General features: G+C 71.6%; 12 protein-coding genes and 1 tRNA gene. 2 read left to right on the top strand and 11 right to left on the bottom strand.

Annotated features, from left to right (window positions below):
* Positions 1 to 30: 30 nt before the first annotated feature.
* The 10 genes from rpoB to ACZ2G1_RS06620 form a co-directional block, all read right to left on the bottom strand.
* Positions 31 to 3,540 (bottom strand): DNA-directed RNA polymerase subunit beta, encoded by a 3,510-nt coding sequence (gene rpoB / locus ACZ2G1_RS06575; protein WP_470377591.1) that lies wholly within the window; start codon positions 3,538 to 3,540, stop codon positions 31 to 33.
* Positions 3,541 to 3,816: 276 nt separating this feature from the next.
* The gene (gene gcvP, locus ACZ2G1_RS06580; protein WP_470377592.1) at positions 3,817 to 6,645 is read right to left on the bottom strand and encodes an aminomethyl-transferring glycine dehydrogenase; all 2,829 of its coding nucleotides are present in this window, start codon (positions 6,643 to 6,645) and stop codon (positions 3,817 to 3,819) included.
* Between the two features lie 198 nt (positions 6,646 to 6,843).
* Entirely contained in the window at positions 6,844 to 7,227 is a 384-nt protein-coding gene (gene rplL / locus ACZ2G1_RS06585; protein ID WP_017833276.1) for a 50S ribosomal protein L7/L12, read from the bottom strand.
* A 98-nt stretch (positions 7,228 to 7,325) separates the two neighbouring features.
* Positions 7,326 to 7,850: a 50S ribosomal protein L10 gene (rplJ, locus tag ACZ2G1_RS06590; RefSeq protein WP_017833275.1), complete on the bottom strand. Its 525-nt coding sequence runs from the start codon at positions 7,848 to 7,850 to the stop codon at positions 7,326 to 7,328.
* Positions 7,851 to 8,149: 299 nt separating this feature from the next.
* Complete coding sequence (locus ACZ2G1_RS06595; protein WP_035924897.1) at positions 8,150 to 9,301, bottom strand: GNAT family N-acetyltransferase; 1,152 nt, start codon at positions 9,299 to 9,301, stop codon at positions 8,150 to 8,152.
* 145 nt (positions 9,302 to 9,446) lie between these two features.
* Positions 9,447 to 10,154, bottom strand: a complete 708-nt coding sequence (gene rplA / locus ACZ2G1_RS06600) for a 50S ribosomal protein L1 (RefSeq protein WP_017833273.1) — start codon at positions 10,152 to 10,154, stop codon at positions 9,447 to 9,449.
* Positions 10,155 to 10,243: 89 nt separating this feature from the next.
* A complete protein-coding gene (rplK, locus tag ACZ2G1_RS06605) occupies positions 10,244 to 10,675 on the bottom strand; it encodes a 50S ribosomal protein L11 (protein ID WP_017833272.1) in 432 nt (143 codons plus the stop codon).
* 146 nt (positions 10,676 to 10,821) lie between these two features.
* Positions 10,822 to 11,670, bottom strand: coding sequence for a transcription termination/antitermination protein NusG (gene nusG / locus ACZ2G1_RS06610; RefSeq protein WP_115162905.1), 849 nt, complete (start codon positions 11,668 to 11,670; stop codon positions 10,822 to 10,824).
* 84 nt (positions 11,671 to 11,754) lie between these two features.
* Positions 11,755 to 12,027: a preprotein translocase subunit SecE gene (gene secE / locus ACZ2G1_RS06615; RefSeq protein WP_017833270.1), complete on the bottom strand. Its 273-nt coding sequence runs from the start codon at positions 12,025 to 12,027 to the stop codon at positions 11,755 to 11,757.
* A gap of 109 nt (positions 12,028 to 12,136) precedes the next feature.
* Positions 12,137 to 12,209 (bottom strand) — tRNA-Trp (locus ACZ2G1_RS06620).
* A gap of 283 nt (positions 12,210 to 12,492) precedes the next feature.
* On the opposite strand from ACZ2G1_RS06620, the gene ACZ2G1_RS06625 reads away from it, so the two are divergent.
* Together ACZ2G1_RS06625 and ACZ2G1_RS06630 are read left to right on the top strand one after the other, a co-directional pair.
* Positions 12,493 to 13,698, top strand: coding sequence for a pyridoxal phosphate-dependent aminotransferase (locus tag ACZ2G1_RS06625; RefSeq protein WP_035924906.1), 1,206 nt, complete (start codon positions 12,493 to 12,495; stop codon positions 13,696 to 13,698).
* A complete protein-coding gene (locus ACZ2G1_RS06630) occupies positions 13,695 to 14,042 on the top strand; it encodes a hypothetical protein (RefSeq protein WP_017834232.1) in 348 nt (115 codons plus the stop codon). The genes ACZ2G1_RS06625 and ACZ2G1_RS06630 overlap by 4 nt, the downstream gene beginning before the upstream one ends.
* A gap of 84 nt (positions 14,043 to 14,126) precedes the next feature.
* Here the strand turns inward: ACZ2G1_RS06630 and ppk2 are convergent, their stop codons facing one another.
* Positions 14,127 to 15,038, bottom strand: a complete 912-nt coding sequence (gene ppk2, locus ACZ2G1_RS06635; protein WP_035924909.1) for a polyphosphate kinase 2 — start codon at positions 15,036 to 15,038, stop codon at positions 14,127 to 14,129.
* Positions 15,039 to 15,063: the final 25 nt, after the last annotated feature.

Here is a 15,063-nt window from a genome sequence, read left to right on the forward strand (position 1 = left end):
TGACGTCTCGTCGGGGTGGACCGAGCGGGATCAGACCTCTTCGACCGAGCTGGGCTCGGAGTGCGAGAGATCGATGCCCAGTTCCTCGGCCGCCCGGAAGACCTCGTCATCCGAATCGCGCATCTCGATGGTGTTGCCGTCCGCCGAGAGCACCTCGACGTTCAGGCACAGCGACTGCATCTCCTTGATGAGGACCTTGAAGGACTCGGGGACACCCGGCTCGGGGATGTTCTCGCCCTTCACGATGGCCTCGTAGACCTTCACGCGCCCGTGCACGTCGTCGGACTTGACCGTCAGCAGCTCCTGCAGCGTGTAGGCGGCGCCGTACGCCTCGAGCGCCCAGACCTCCATCTCGCCGAAGCGCTGGCCGCCGAACTGCGCCTTACCGCCCAGCGGCTGCTGGGTGATCATGGAGTACGGGCCGGTGGAGCGCGCGTGGATCTTGTCGTCCACGAGGTGGTGCAGCTTCAGGATGTACTGGTAGCCGACCGACACCGGGTCCGGGAACGGCTCGCCGGAGCGGCCGTCGAACAGCCGGGCCTTGCCGGACCGGTCGATCAGCCGCACGCCGTCGCGCGTCGGGTTGGTGTGGTCGAGGAGGTCGAAGATCTCCTCCTCGCGCGCGCCGTCGAACACCGGGGTGGCCACGTTCGTGGGGCCGGACTGCTTCGGGAAGTTCGGCAGCCGGTCGAGCCACTCGGGGTCGCCCTCGATGTTCCAGCCCTGCTTCGCGAGCCAGCCGGTGTGCACCTCGAGGACCTGCCCCAGGTTCATGCGGCCGGGCACGCCCAGCGGGTTGAGGATGATGTCCACGGGGGTCCCGTCCTCGAGGAACGGCATGTCCTCCAGGGGCAGGATCTTCGAGATGACGCCCTTGTTGCCGTGGCGGCCGGCGAGCTTGTCGCCGTCCGTGATCTTGCGCTTCTGCGCCACGTACACCCGGACCACCTGGTTGACGCCCGCGGGCAGGTCGTCGTCCTCGTCGTCGCGGTCGAAGACGCGCACGCCGATGACGGTGCCGGACTCGCCGTGGGGCACCTTCAGGGACGTGTCGCGCACCTCGCGGGACTTCTCGCCGAAGATCGCCCGCAGCAGGCGCTCCTCCGGGGTCAGCTCGGTCTCGCCCTTCGGGGTGACCTTGCCCACGAGGATGTCGCCGGCCTGGACCTCCGCGCCGATGTGGATGATGCCGCGCTCGTCGAGGGCGGACAGCACCTCCTCGGACACGTTCGGGATGTCCCGGGTGATCTCCTCGGCGCCCAGCTTCGTGTCGCGGGCGTCGATCTCGTGCTCCTCGATGTGGATCGAGGTGAGCACGTCCTCCGAGACCATGCGCTGGGAGAGGATGATCGCGTCCTCGTAGTTGAGGCCCTCCCAGGACATGTAGGCGACCAGCAGGTTCTTGCCCAGGGCCAGCTCTCCCTGGTCCGTGGAGGGGCCGTCGGCGATGACCGAGCGCTCCTCGACGCGATCGCCCTCGGAGACGATGACGCGCTGGTTGTAGGTGTTGCCCGGGTTGGAGCGCGTGAACTTGTTGATCGGGTAGACCGTGGTCGTCCCGTCGTCGTTGAGCACGCGCACGAGGTTCGCCGAGACCTCCTCGACCACGCCGGCCTTGCGGGCCAGCACGGAGTCCCCGGCGTCCAGGGCCGCGTAGCGCTCCATGCCGGTGCCCACGAGCGGGGCCTCGGACTCGAGCAGCGGCACGGCCTGGCGCTGCATGTTGGCGCCCATGAGCGCGCGGTTGGCGTCGTCGTGCTCCAGGTACGGGATGAGCGCGGTCGCCACGGACACCATCTGGCGCGGGGAGACGTCCATGAACTGCACGGCGGTCGGGTCGACCAGCACGGCCTCGCCCGAGCCGTCGGCGGCGCGCGCGAGGACGGCGTCCTCGGCGAACCGGTTGTCCGGGCCCAGCGGGGCGTTGGCCTGGGCGATCGTCACGCCGCGCTCGTCGTCGGCGGTGAGGTACTCGACCTCGTCGGTGACGAGGCCGCCGACGACCTTGCGGTACGGGGTCTCGATGAAGCCGAACGGGTTGATCCGCCCGTAGGTCGCCAGCGAGCCGATGAGGCCGATGTTGGAGCCCTCGGGGGTCTCGATCGGGCACATGCGGCCGTAGTGCGACGGGTGGACGTCACGGACCTCCATGCCGGCGCGGTCGCGGGAGAGACCGCCCGGGCCGAGCGCGGACAGGCGGCGCTTGTGGGTCAGGCCCGCGAGCGGGTTGTTCTGGTCCATGAACTGCGACAGCTGCGAGGTGCCGAAGAACTCCTTGATCGCCGCCACGACGGGACGGATGTTGATCAGGGTCTGCGGGGTGATCGCCTCGACGTCCTGGGTGGTCATGCGCTCGCGCACCACGCGCTCCATGCGGGACAGGCCCGTGCGGATCTGGTTCTCGATCAGCTCGCCCACGGCGCGGATGCGGCGGTTGCCGAAGTGGTCGATGTCGTCGACGTCCACGACGACCTCGCGGGGTTCGCCGTCGCGCACGCCCTTCATGGTGCCGCCGCCGGCGTGCAGGGTGACGAGGTAGCGGATCATCGCGACGATGTCGTCGACCGACAGCACGGAGGCGTCCTCGTCCTCGAACGCCTTGTCGAGGCCCAGCTTCCGGTTGATCTTGTACCGGCCGACCTTCGCGAGGTCGTAGCGCTTGGAGTTGAAGTACATGTTGTCGAGCAGCGCCTGCGCGGCGTCGACCGTGGGCGGCTCCCCCGGGCGCAGCTTGCGGTAGATGTCCAGCAGCGCGTCCTCGCGGGACTCGACGGTGTCCTTCTCGAGGGTCGCCCGGATGGAGTCGAACTCCCCGAACTCCTCGAGGATGCGGGACTCGCTCCAGCCGAGGGCCTTGAGCAGCACGGTGACCGACTGCTTGCGCTTGCGGTCGAGGCGCACGCCCACCTGGTCGCGCTTGTCGATCTCGAGCTCGAACCACGCGCCGCGCGAGGGGATGATCTTCGCGGAGTAGATGTCCTTGTCCGAGGTGCGGTCCTGGCCGCGCTCGAAGTAGGCGCCCGGCGAGCGGACGAGCTGGGACACGACGACACGCTCGGTGCCGTTGATGACGAAGGTGCCCTTCTCGGTCATCAGCGGGAAGTCGCCCATGAACACGGTCTGCTGCTTGATCTCGCCCGTGTTGTTGTTCATGAACTCGGCCTTGACGTACAGGGGCGCCGAGTACGTGGCGTCCCGGTCCTTGCACTCGTCCATGGTGTACTTCGGGTCGTAGAACTCCGGCTCCGAGAAGGACAGGGACATGGTGCCCTGGAAGTCCTCGATCGGGGAGATCTCCTCGAAGATGTCGGACAGCCCGGAGGTGCGGGCGATGCCCTGCTCCCCGGTCTCGATGGCCTGCTGGACCCGGGCCTGCCACCGCTCGTTGCCCACGAGACGGTCGAAGCTGTCCGTCTGGAGGGCCAGCAGGTTCGGCACGTCCAGCGGTTCATGGATCTTGGCGAAGGAGATGCGGCGCAGGATGTTCCCGTCGGCCGGTCGGTTAGCGGTTACGTTCGAATCGGTGCTCGAGGCGACCAAGATGGATTCCTTCCACAGACCTGCAGTTGAATCGCGCAGTTCCCGAATCGGGGATACGGGTGGGCGAGGGCCAGCGGACTCGAGATGCTGGTTCGCTCCCCGGGGGCGCCCACCGCTATATGAAGGCACGCAGAATGAGGGACAACGCAAAGATCCAGCATAGACGCGAAGTGCGGCTCTGTCCACACGACCGGTGGACGCGGGCGTCCACCGGTCGTAGGATGGGAAATTTCGTGCTCCGGGTCTCACCGGCACCGGGGGCGCCGGGCCCGCGGGTCAGCCCGCGGCCGCGAACGCCTCGACCGGCGGGCAGCTGCAGACCAGGTTGCGGTCCCCGGCGGCGTTCTCCACCCGGCCCACGGGCGGCCAGAACTTGGCGCGGCGCAGCTCGGGCAGCGGGTAGGCGGCCCGGGACCGGGGGTAGGCACGGTCCCACTCGTCGGCCGTGAGCACCTCCGCGGTGTGCGGCGCGCGGCGCAGGACCGAGTCCTCGAGTGCGACCTCGCCGTCGGCCACGGCGGTCATCTCCGCGTGGATCGCGCGCATCGCGGCCACGAACCGGTCGAGCTCCGCGAGGTTCTCGGACTCCGTGGGCTCCACCATGAGCGTGCCCGCCACCGGGAACGCGAGGGTGGGGGCGTGGAAGCCGTAGTCGACGAGCCGCTTGCAGACGTCCTCCGCGGTTACCCCGGAGGCCTTCGTGAGCGCGCGCAGGTCGAGGATGCACTCGTGGGCCACGAACCCGCCCGGGCCGGTGTAGAGGGTCGGGAAGACGTCGGCCAGCCGGGCGGAGACGTAGTTCGCGCTGAGGATCGCGGTGCGCGACGACGCGGTGAGCCCCTCCGCGCCGGTCATGGCGATGTACATCCAGGAGATCGGCAGCACCCCGGCCGACCCGTGGCGGGCCTGGGACACGGGGAAGGAGTCCTCCCCGCCGTCCGGGGCCGCGGGGTCCCCGGGCAGGAACGGCACGAGGTGCTCCGCCACGGCCACGGGCCCCACGCCGGGCCCCCCGCCGCCGTGCGGGATGCAGAAGGTCTTGTGCAGGTTCAGGTGGGAGACGTCCCCGCCGAAGCGGCCCGGCCGGGCGAGGCCCATGAGCGCGTTGAGGTTGGCGCCGTCCACGTAGACCTGGCCCCCCGCCGCGTGCACGGCCTCGCACACGGCCGTGATCTGCTCCTCGAACACGCCGTGCGTGGAGGGGTAGGTGACCATGATGCCCGCCAGCTCCTCCCCCACGCTCCCGATCTTCGCGGCGAGGTCGTCCAGGTCCACGGAGCCGTCCCCGGCGGTGGCCACGACCACCACCTTGAGGTCCGCGAGCACCGCGGAGGCGGCGTTGGTGCCGTGGGCCGAGGACGGGATGAGGACGGTGGTGCGCTGCCGGTCGCCCCGGGAGAGGTGGTAGCGGCGGATCGCGAGGAGCCCGGCGAGCTCGCCCTGGGAGCCGGCGTTGGGCTGGACGGAGACCGCGGCGTAGCCGGTGATCTCCGTGAGCCAGGACTCGAGCTGGGCGATGAGCTCGCGCCAGCCGAGGGTCTGGTCCTCGGGGGCGAGCGGGTGGATCGAGGCGAACTCGGGCCAGCTGATGGGCTCCATCTCCGCGGCGGCGTTGAGCTTCATGGTGCAGGAGCCGAGCGGGATCATGGTCCGGTCGAGGGCCAGGTCCTTGTCCGCGAGGGAGCGCAGCCAGCGCATCATCGCGGTCTCGGAGCGGTGCAGCGTGAACACGGGGTGGGTCAGGTAGGAGTCGGTGCGCAGCAGCTCGGCGGGCAGGTCCCACGCCCCGCCCGCGTCGTCCGTAGCCGCGGCGCCGAAGGCCGCGAGCACGGCGTCGACGTCGCGCTCGTCGTGGGGCTCCCCCACCGACACGGAGACGTGGTCCGCGCCGGCCCGGCGGACGTTGATCCCACGCTCCGCGGCGGCGGCCACGACGGCGTCGGCGCGGCCGGGGACCTCGGCGAGCACGGTGTCGAAGAACCGGTCGTGGACCACGCGCACGCCCGCCGCGGCGAGCCCGGCGGCCAGGCGGGCGGCCAGCCCGTGCACGCGCTCGGCGATGGCGCGGAGCCCGTCCGCGCCGTGGTAGGCGGCGTAGGCGCCGGCCACGACGGCCAGCAGCGCCTGGGCGGTGCAGATGTTCGAGGTGGCCTTCTCACGGCGGATGTGCTGCTCGCGGGTCTGCAGGGCCAGCCGGTAGGCGGGCCGGCCGGAGGAGTCGGTGGAGACGCCCACCAGGCGACCGGGCAGGTTCCGCTCGAGGCCCTTGCGGCAGGCGAGGAACGCGGCGTGGGGCCCGCCGAAGAACAGGGGCACCCCGAAGCGCTGGGCCGAGCCCACGGCGATGTCCGCGCCCTGCTCCCCCGGGGAGCGCAGCAGGGCCAGGGCCAGCAGGTCGGTGGCCACGGCCACGAGCGCCCCCCGCGCGTGCGCCTCCTCGGCGCGCTCGGCGAGGGGGACGACCTCGCCGTCGACGCCCACCTGGGTCAGGACCACCCCGAAGAGCTCGCCCTCGGGCAGCCCCTCGGCGAGGTCGGCGACGACCAGCTCGATGCCCACGGCCCGGCAGCGCCCGCGCAGCACGGCGAGGGTCTGCGGGAGCGTCCGGGCGTCGACGACGACGCGCCGGCTCGTGGCCTTCCGGTTGGCCCGGCGCATCATGAGCACGGCCTCGGCCACCGCGGTGGCCTCGTCCAGGAGGGAGGCGTTCGCCAGGTCCAGGCCGGTGAGGTCCATGACGGCGTTCTGGAACGTGAGCAGGGCCTCGAGGCGGCCCTGCGAGATCTCGGGCTGGTAGGGGGTGTAGGAGGTGTACCAGGCGGGGTTCTCGAGGATGTTGCGGCGCAGCGCGGGCGGGGTGACGGTGTCCGCGTAGCCCTGCCCGATCATCTGGGTCATCACCCGGTTCTTCGCCGCGACCCGGCGCAGCGCCGCGAGGGCCTCGTGCTCGGACATCGGGGCGGGCAGGCCCAGCGGCTCGGAGGAGGCGATGGTCGCGGGGACGGCGCGGGCGACGAGCTCGTCGAGGTCGGCCGCGCCGACGGTCTCGAGCATGATCGCGGTCTCGGCGGCGTCCGGGCCGAGGTGGCGTGGCAGGAAGGACAAGGTGAGCTCCTCGTGGTCCGAGGCCCGGTGGGGCCCGTCCGCCCTCCCCCGCCCGGACTCTCCCGCTGCGCGTGGGCGGCCGATGTGGTCGTGCCCCCAGTCTCCCACAGACCGTCCGGGCCCGGCACGGCACGAGGCCCCGGACGCCGTGCGTCCGGGGCCTCGCAGGAGCGTCCGTGAAGGGACGCGTCCGGGGTCCTACTTGAGGGTGACGGTGGCGCCGGCGCCCTCGAGGGCCTCCTTGGCCTTGTCCGCGGCCTCCTTGGTGGCGCCCTCGAGGACGGCCTTGGGGGCCGAGTCCACGAGGTCCTTGGCCTCCTTGAGGCCGAGGGAGGTCAGCGCGCGGACCTCCTTGATGACCTGGATCTTCTTCTCGCCGGCGGCCTCGAGGACGACGTCGAACTCGGTCTGCTCCTCGGCCTCCTCGGCGGCGGCGGCCGGAGCGGCGGCACCGGCGACGGCCACGGGGGCGGCGGCGGTGACGTCGAAGGTCTCCTCGAAGGCCTTCACGAACTCGGAGAGCTCGATGAGGGAGAGCTCCTTGAACGCGTCGATCAGTTCAGCGGTGGTGAGCTTGGCCATGGTTGTGGCTCCTTTTCGATGGTGTGCCCCGGCCGGGTTCGTCGGCGCGGGACGGTCTGGTTCCGTGGTGAGAATGTGCCTCGCGGCGGGGATGCTGGTCAGGCGTCCTGCTCCTCGACCTTGGCGCGCAGCGCCTCGGCCGTGCGGACGGTCTTCGACAGCGGTGCCTGGAACAGCGCCGCGGCCTGGGACAGGGACGCCTGCGCGGCACCGGCCACCTTGGCCAGCAGCACCTCGCGGGACTCGAGGTCCGCGAGCTGCTTGATCTCCGCGTCGCTCAGGGCCTTGCCCTCGAGGTAACCGCCCTTGACGACGAGCTGCGGGTTCGCCTTGGCGAAGTCACGCAGGCTCTTGGCGGCCTCGACGGGGTCCCCCGAGATGAAGGCGATCGCGCTCGGGCCGGCGAGCTGGCCGTCGAACGCGTCGATCCCCAGCTCCTTGGCCGCGATCGCGGTCAGCGTGTTCTTCACCACGGCGTATTCGGCGTTCTCACCGAGCGAGCGGCGCAGCTCCTTGAGCTGGGCCACGGTGAGGCCGCGGTACTCAGTCAGGACAGCGGCGTCCGAGTTGGAGAACAGTTCCTTCAACTCGGCGACCGCGGCTGCCTTTTCCGGGTTCGCCATGGTACTCCTTCCGGTCTTCGATGCCGGTCGCTGCCGCAAGGGCCCGGGCACAGAAAAAGCCCCGCGCAGATGCCCGGGGCTCGGCGTCGCACCCCGTGCAGGACGGGACGTGCTCGCTGTGCTGGTTCACCTGCGCTGGCGGTTCCTGGCGGAACTCTTACGGCTGTCCTCCCGCTTCGCGCACTCCGAAACGGGGCGCACGGGGCAGGGGGACCACGACCGGCGGTCTTTGGTGTCTCCCAGGCTACCGGAGGCCCCCGCCGCGGCCAAATCGGCTCCGGGGCGGCCCCGGACCCGGCTCAGGCGGAGGGGAAGTCGCGGGCCCACACGCCGCTGCGCCCGGCCACGCGGAAGCCCAGCCGGGCGTTGACCCGGCTCATCCGGTCGTCGCCGCTGTGGCTCCAGGAGTAGACGGTGCGCACGCTCGGGGCCAGCCGCTCGAGCTGCTGCAGGTTGGCCAGCTTCAGCCGGGTGGCGAGCCACCGGCGGCGGTGCTCGCGCAGGACCACGGTCTCGTCCTGCATCCCGATCGGCGGCTCCTCCCCCGCCAGGACGATCTCGGTCATCCCGACGAGGCGTCCGGTGGGCTCGTGCTCGGCGACGGCCACGAGCGAGAGGTTGCCCGCCTCGGCGCGCAGCTGCTCGGTGCGCCGCACGCGCTCGGCGTCCCAGGGCTCTGGCTCGGCGGCGGCCACGGGGGCCAGGAACGAGTCGGTCGCCATGCGCGAGTGCAGGGCGGCGAGCTCGTCGAGCCGGTCCTCGGGGGCCGGGCCGCTCCAGACGTGGATCCGGTACGGCTCCTGCGCCGGCGAGGCCGCGACCTCGTCCAGCAGGGCCGCGACGCGCTCGGGCGGCAGGGGGACGTCCAGCACCCCGAAGTCGCTGACCGACTCGAGCCGGTAGCCGGCGCTGAGGGCGAAGCGGGTCTGCCGGTTGGACACGGGCAGCCGGCCCGAGCCGTCGGCGGCGTCCACCCACTCGACCATCCCGGGCGTGACCAGCGGGAAGACCCCGGTGACGCTGCCGTCGCCCTGGATCTCCTCGGGCCCGGGGTGCTCGGTCTGGATCCGCAGGTGCCGGCGGGACTCGCCCACGGCGAGCTGCTCGGCGGCGGCCAGCAGCTCGCTGCCGGTGCCCTGGGAGGTGACGTCGGGGTCCACGTCGACGGTGATGTGGGCGGAGTCGGTGAGCGTGACCAGGGGCATCCGCACCTCGGCCCGTCCCGCCAGCCGGTCCCCGGCCCACGCCAGCAGGACGACCACGCGCTCGAAGGGGTCCAGCAGGTCCCGGTAGAGCTCCTGGGCGTCACCGGTGAGGTCCGAGATCCCCCACACGTGCTGCCGGGACCGGCGCACGAGCTCCGCGACGCGCCCCAGCAGCTCCTGCGCGGCGTCGTCGAACTCGTCGGGGATGCGCATCTGCTCGATGCGCACCGGGGGGTGCTCGCTCACGTGGGGGGTCTCCGTTCCGTGGGCGCCGGCGGACGCCCGCCGGCTGCTGGGTCGTGGGAGGAATGGTCCCGTCGGACGGGAAGGGGCCCGGCCGCATCGGCCGGGCCCCCACCCGTCGGAGCCCCGCGGGCTCCGGTGCACGGCGTCAGGCGCCGACGACGACCTCGGTGGCGTTCGGGTCGACCGGGATGCCCGGTCCGAACGTGGTCGAGACGGTCGCCTTCGTGATGTAGCGGCCCTTCGACGCGGAGGGCTTCAGGCGCAGGATCTCCTCGAGGGCGGCGCCGTAGTTCTCCGCCAGCTTCTCGAGCTCGAAGGACGTCTTGCCCACGATGAAGTGCAGGTTCGAGTGCTTGTCGACGCGGAAGTCGATCTTGCCGCCCTTGATGTCGTTGACGGCCTTGGTCACGTCCATGGTGACGGTGCCGGTCTTGGGGTTCGGCATCAGGTTGCGGGGGCCGAGGACCTTGCCCAGCCGGCCGACCTTGCCCATCATGTCCGGGGTGGCCACGGCGGCGTCGAAGTCGGTCCAGCCGCCCTGGATGCGGGCGATCAGGTCGTCGGAGCCGACGTAGTCCGCTCCGGCCTCCTCCGCGGCGGCGGCCTTGTCGCCGGTCGCGAAGACGACGACGCGGGCGGTCTTGCCGGTGCCGTTGGGCAGGTTCACGGTGCCGCGGACCATCTGGTCGGCCTTGCGGGGGTCGACACCGAGGCGGAGGACGACCTCCACGGTGGAGTCGGTCTTCGCGGTGTCGAGCTCCTTGGCCAGGGCCACGGCCTCGGCCGGGGCGTACAGCGTGCCCGCGTCGATCTTGGCGGCGGCCGCCTGGTATGCCTTGCTGCGCTTTGCCATCTGCTTCTTCTCCTTGTGCAGTTGTGGTCTGCGGGCCGCGCTCGGCCCTGCCACGTCAATAACGGTGGGTGGTGATCAGCCGAGGCTGGTCACTCGACCTCGATGCCCATGGAGCGGGCGGTGCCGGCGATGATCTTCGCGGCGGCGTCGATGTCGTTGGCGTTGAGGTCTTCCTTCTTGGTCTCGGCGATCTCGCGGACCTGGTCCATGCTGAGCTTGCCGACCTTCTGGGTGTGCGGGACACCCGAGCCCTTGGCGACGCCGGCGGCCTTCTTGATCAGCTGCGCGGCGGGCGGGGTCTTCGTGACGAAGGTGAACGAGCGGTCCTCGTAGACCGTGATCTCCACGGGCACGATGTTGCCGCGCTGGGACTCCGTGGCCGCGTTGTAGGCCTTGCAGAATTCCATGATGTTGACGCCGTGCTGACCGAGGGCCGGACCCACGGGAGGAGCCGGGTTGGCGGCGCCTGCCTGGATCTGCAGCTTGATCAGGCCGGAGACCTTCTTCTTCTTGGGAGCCATGTGCTGGTCCTTCTTCTGCTGGACGTACCGGCGCACAGGAGCGTACGACGGCGGGTGGCCGCCGTGGCGCGGCGGCCGGGCGGCCCGGCGGCGAAGCATGCACCGCGGGGCCGGGAACTGGGGCGGGCCGGAGCGGCCCGCGGGGCTCAGATCTTGGAGACCTGGTTGAAGCCGAGGGTGACGGGGGTCTCGCGCTCGAAGATCGACACGAGGACGACCAGCTGCTGGGACTCCACCTTGATCTCGGAGATCGTGGCGGGGAGGGTCTCGAAGGGGCCCTCCTTGACGATGACGGACTCGCCGACCTCGAAGTCGACGTCGATCTGCGGCTGCGCGCTGGGCTGGGCGGAGGACTCGGCCCCCGCGCCCTGCGGCGCCTCGAAGACCGGGTTGAGCATCTCGAAGACCTCGTCGAGGCGCAGCGGCACCGGGTTGTAGGCGTCCTGGCCGACGAAGCCGGTGACGCCCGGGGTGTGGCGGACCGCGCCCCAGGAGGCGTCGGTGAGGTTCATGCGCACCAGCACGTAGCCCGGGATCCGCACCCGGCGCACGATCTTGCGCTGGGCGTTCTTGATCTCGACGACCTCCTCCATCGGCACCTCGATCTGGAAGATGTCGTCCTCCATGTTGAGGGACTGGATGCGGGTCTCGAGGTTCGTCTTCACGCGGTTCTCGTAGCCGGCGTAGGTGTGGATGACGTACCAGTCACCCTCCTGGCGGCGCAGCTTCGACTTGAACTCCTCGACGGGGTCCACGGAGGGCGCCTCGTCCTCGGCCGCGGGGGCCTCCTCGTCGGCCGGAGCCTCCGCCTCGAGCGGGGCCTCCTCGTCGGCGGGCGCGGCGGGAGCCTCGTCGGCGACCGGGGCGTGCTCCGGGTCGTGGGCGGCCGCGAAGTCGTCCTCCTGCACGGAGGTCTCGGCCTCCGGCAGCTCCGGAGCCTGCTGGTCGACCTCGGCCGGTGCCTCGGTGCCGTTTTCGAGCTCGTGCTCGGTCACTGGATCTCCCTCAAAGTTCTTTCGTGGATGTCGTGCTCTGCTGGGTCACGGTGGCCGGCCGCGCCGGTCCGTGCGCCGCCCGGATCAGCCGGCGGCGTCCCCCTGCCCGAAGATCCACAGGGCGGCCTGGCCGAACGCCAGGTCCAGGACCGAGATGAGCACCATCATGAACGCGACGAACACGAGGACGACCAGGACGTAGTTGACCAGTTCGCGCCGGGTGGGGGTGACCACCTTCCGGAGCTCGCCGACGACCTGGCGCAGGAACAGGAACAGGCGCCCGAAGACGCCGCGGGGGCTCTCCGCGCCCTGCTCCGGGGGCTGGCCCGACGCGCGGCCGGCGGTGGTCTGCGACATCGGCTCTCCCTGTGTGGACTCGTGCGTGCCGCGCAGTGCTGCCGGCCCGCCGTCGCCGCGGCGGCTCCCGGCACCCCGTGGGGGTGCCGGGGACCACCCCGGACTGGAGCAGGGCAGACAGGACTCGAACCTGCAACCTGCGGTTTTGGAGACCGCTGCGCTACCAATTGCGCCACTGCCCTACGTGCCTCGCGGCCTCGGCCGGCGTGGGGACGCCGGTCTCGATCGCTCGGACCCGGTCACCGACTCTACCATCCGGTCCCGCCGTGACGGCGCGGCCGAGCAGGCGCCGATGACACCAGTCGTCCATCCTAGGCGACCCGGGCGGCGGGGTGCAATCCGGGCGGGCGCGGCCGCCGGGGCGCCGGGCCCGCGGTGCGGACGCCCGAGTAGCATGGGGGCGTCCGCACCGCCGTCCCCGCACCCGGCGGAGACCGCCCGTTCCCCTCCAGGAGGCCCCCGGTCATGACCACGTCCCGCATCTCCCGGCGCGTCGGCGCCATCGCAGAGTCCGCGACGCTCGCCGTGGACGCGAAGGCGAAGGCCCTCAAGGCCGCCGGCCGGCCCGTGATCGGCTTCGGCGCCGGGGAGCCCGACTTCCCGACCCCCCAGTACATCGTGGACGCCGCCGCGGCCGCCCTGCAGGACCCGGCGAACTTCCGGTACACGCCGGCCGCGGGCCTGCCCGAGCTGCGCAGGGCGGTGGCCGAGCAGACCGCCCGGGACGACGGCTACGCGGTGGAGCCCGCCCAGGTGCTCATCACCAACGGCGGCAAGCAGGCCGTGTTCCAGGCCTTCGCGACGGTCGTGGACGAGGGCGACGACGTCCTGCTGCCCGCCCCGTACTGGACCACCTACCCCGAGGCCATCAAGCTCGCCGGGGGCAACCCGGTCGAGGTCTTCGCCGGGCCGGAGCTCGGCTACAAGGTCACCCCCGAGCTGCTCGAGGCGGCGTGGACCGAGCGCACCAAGGCCCTGCTGTTCTGCTCGCCGTCGAACCCCACGGGCGCCGTGTACTCCCCCGAGGAGACCGCGGCCGTGGGCCGCTGGGCGGCGGAGAAGGGGATCTTCGTGCTGACCGACGAGATCTACCAGCACCTCACCTACGACGGCGTGCCGTTCACCTCGATCGCCGCCGCCGTGCCGGAGCTGGGCGAGAACGTGGTCGTCCTCAACGGCGTGGCCAAGACGTACGCGATGACCGGCTGGCGGGTGGGCTGGATGATCGGTGCCCCCGACGTGATCAAGGCGGCCACGAACCTGCAGTCCCACCTGACCTCCAACGTCAACAACGTGGCCCAGCGGGCCGCGCTGGCGGCCGTGTCCGGCCCGCTCGACGAGGCCCACCGGATGCGGGAGGCCTTCGACCGCCGCCGCCGGGTCATGGTCGAGGCCCTCAACGCCATCGACGGCGTGGAGTGCCCCACCCCGACCGGCGCGTTCTACGCCTACGCGGACGTGCGGGGCCTGCTCGGCCGGCGCTTCGGCGACGCGACGCCGCAGACCTCCGCCGAGCTGGCCGAGCTGATCCTGGAGCAGGCGGAGGTGGCCGTGGTGCCCGGCGAGGCGTTCGGCCCCTCCGGCTTCCTGCGCCTGTCCTACGCCCTCGGCGACGACGACCTCGCGGAGGGCCTGCGCCGGCTCCAGGAGTACCTGGGCGGCGCCGCGTGAGCGCCGCGACGGACGCCCGGGACACCGCCGTGGCCGCGGCGGAGCAGGTGCCCGCGGCGGCGCTCGTGAGCGCCGGGCTGATCGGCGGGTACGCCACCGCCCGGGCGACCGGCGTCCGCCCCCTGGGCGGGGCGGTGCTGGCCGCGGCCGGCGCGGCGGCCGCCCACACGTGGTGGCACCGCGGCGGGCCGGGCACCACGGCGGCGCTCGGCGCGCTCTACGTCCTGGGCTTCGGGCTCTCCCACCCGCTGGCCCGGCGGATCGGGGCCTGGCCGTCGGTCCTGGCCGTGACCGCCGTCAACGCCGCCGCCAATACCGTCCTGGTGGACCGCCCCGGCCGCTGAGCCGCGACCGCCGCGCACCGGCGCCGCCCGCCCCCGGAAGGGGACGGGCGGCGCCGTCGTCGTCCCGCGTCCCCGGGCCGCACCTCAGTCGCCGACGGCCTCCAGGCCGCGGCGCACGATCAGCGGGTCGGGGGGATAGACCACGTCCGGGTCCTTGTCCTCGTAGTCGAACTGGTCCAGGAAGAAGCGCATCGCGTTGAGCCGGGCGCGCTTCTTGTCGTTGGACTTCACCGTGATCCACGGGGCGTGGTCGGTGTCCGTGCGCAGGAACATCTCCTCCTTCGCCTCGGTGTAGTCCTCCCACCGGTCCAGGGACGCCAGGTCCATGGGCGAGAGCTTCCACCGGCGCACGGGGTCGATCTGGCGGATCGCGAACCGGGTGCGCTGCTCGTGCTGGGTCACGGAGAACCAGAACTTGGTGAGGTGGATGCCGGAGTCCACGAGCATCTTCTCGAAGACGGGCGCCTGGGCCATGAACTGCTCGTACTGCGGGTCCGTGCAGAAGCCCATGACGCGCTCGACGTTGGCGCGGTTGTACCAGGAGCGGTCGAACATCACGATCTCCCCCGCCGTGGGCAGGTGCTGGATGTAGCGCTGGAAGTACCACTGGCCCCGCTCCCGGTCCGAGGGCTTCGTCAGGGCCACCACCCGGGCGGCGCGCGGGTTGAGGTGCTCGGTGAACCGCTTGATCGTCCCGCCCTTGCCGGCGGCGTCCCGGCCCTCGAACACGATGACGTGCTGGAGGTCGTGGTCCTGGCCCCAGTACTGGAACTTCAGCAGCTCGATCTGCAGCTGGTACTTCTCGAGCTCGTACTCCTCGCGCGACAGCCGCTCGTCGTACGGGTAGTCCTCCCGCCAGGTCTCCACGGCCGATCCCCCGGGATCGATGAGATCCGGGTCCGGGGACTGCCCGTCCCGCACCGTGTACCCCTGGTCGACCAGCTTGTCGATGAACTCCCGCAGGTTCTCCCGGGCCGGTTCCTTGTCCGTGTTCAACGCCACCCCTCCTTCCGGGCCCGTC

The sequence above is a fragment of the Kocuria sp. KKT182 genome (assembly GCF_055635395.1).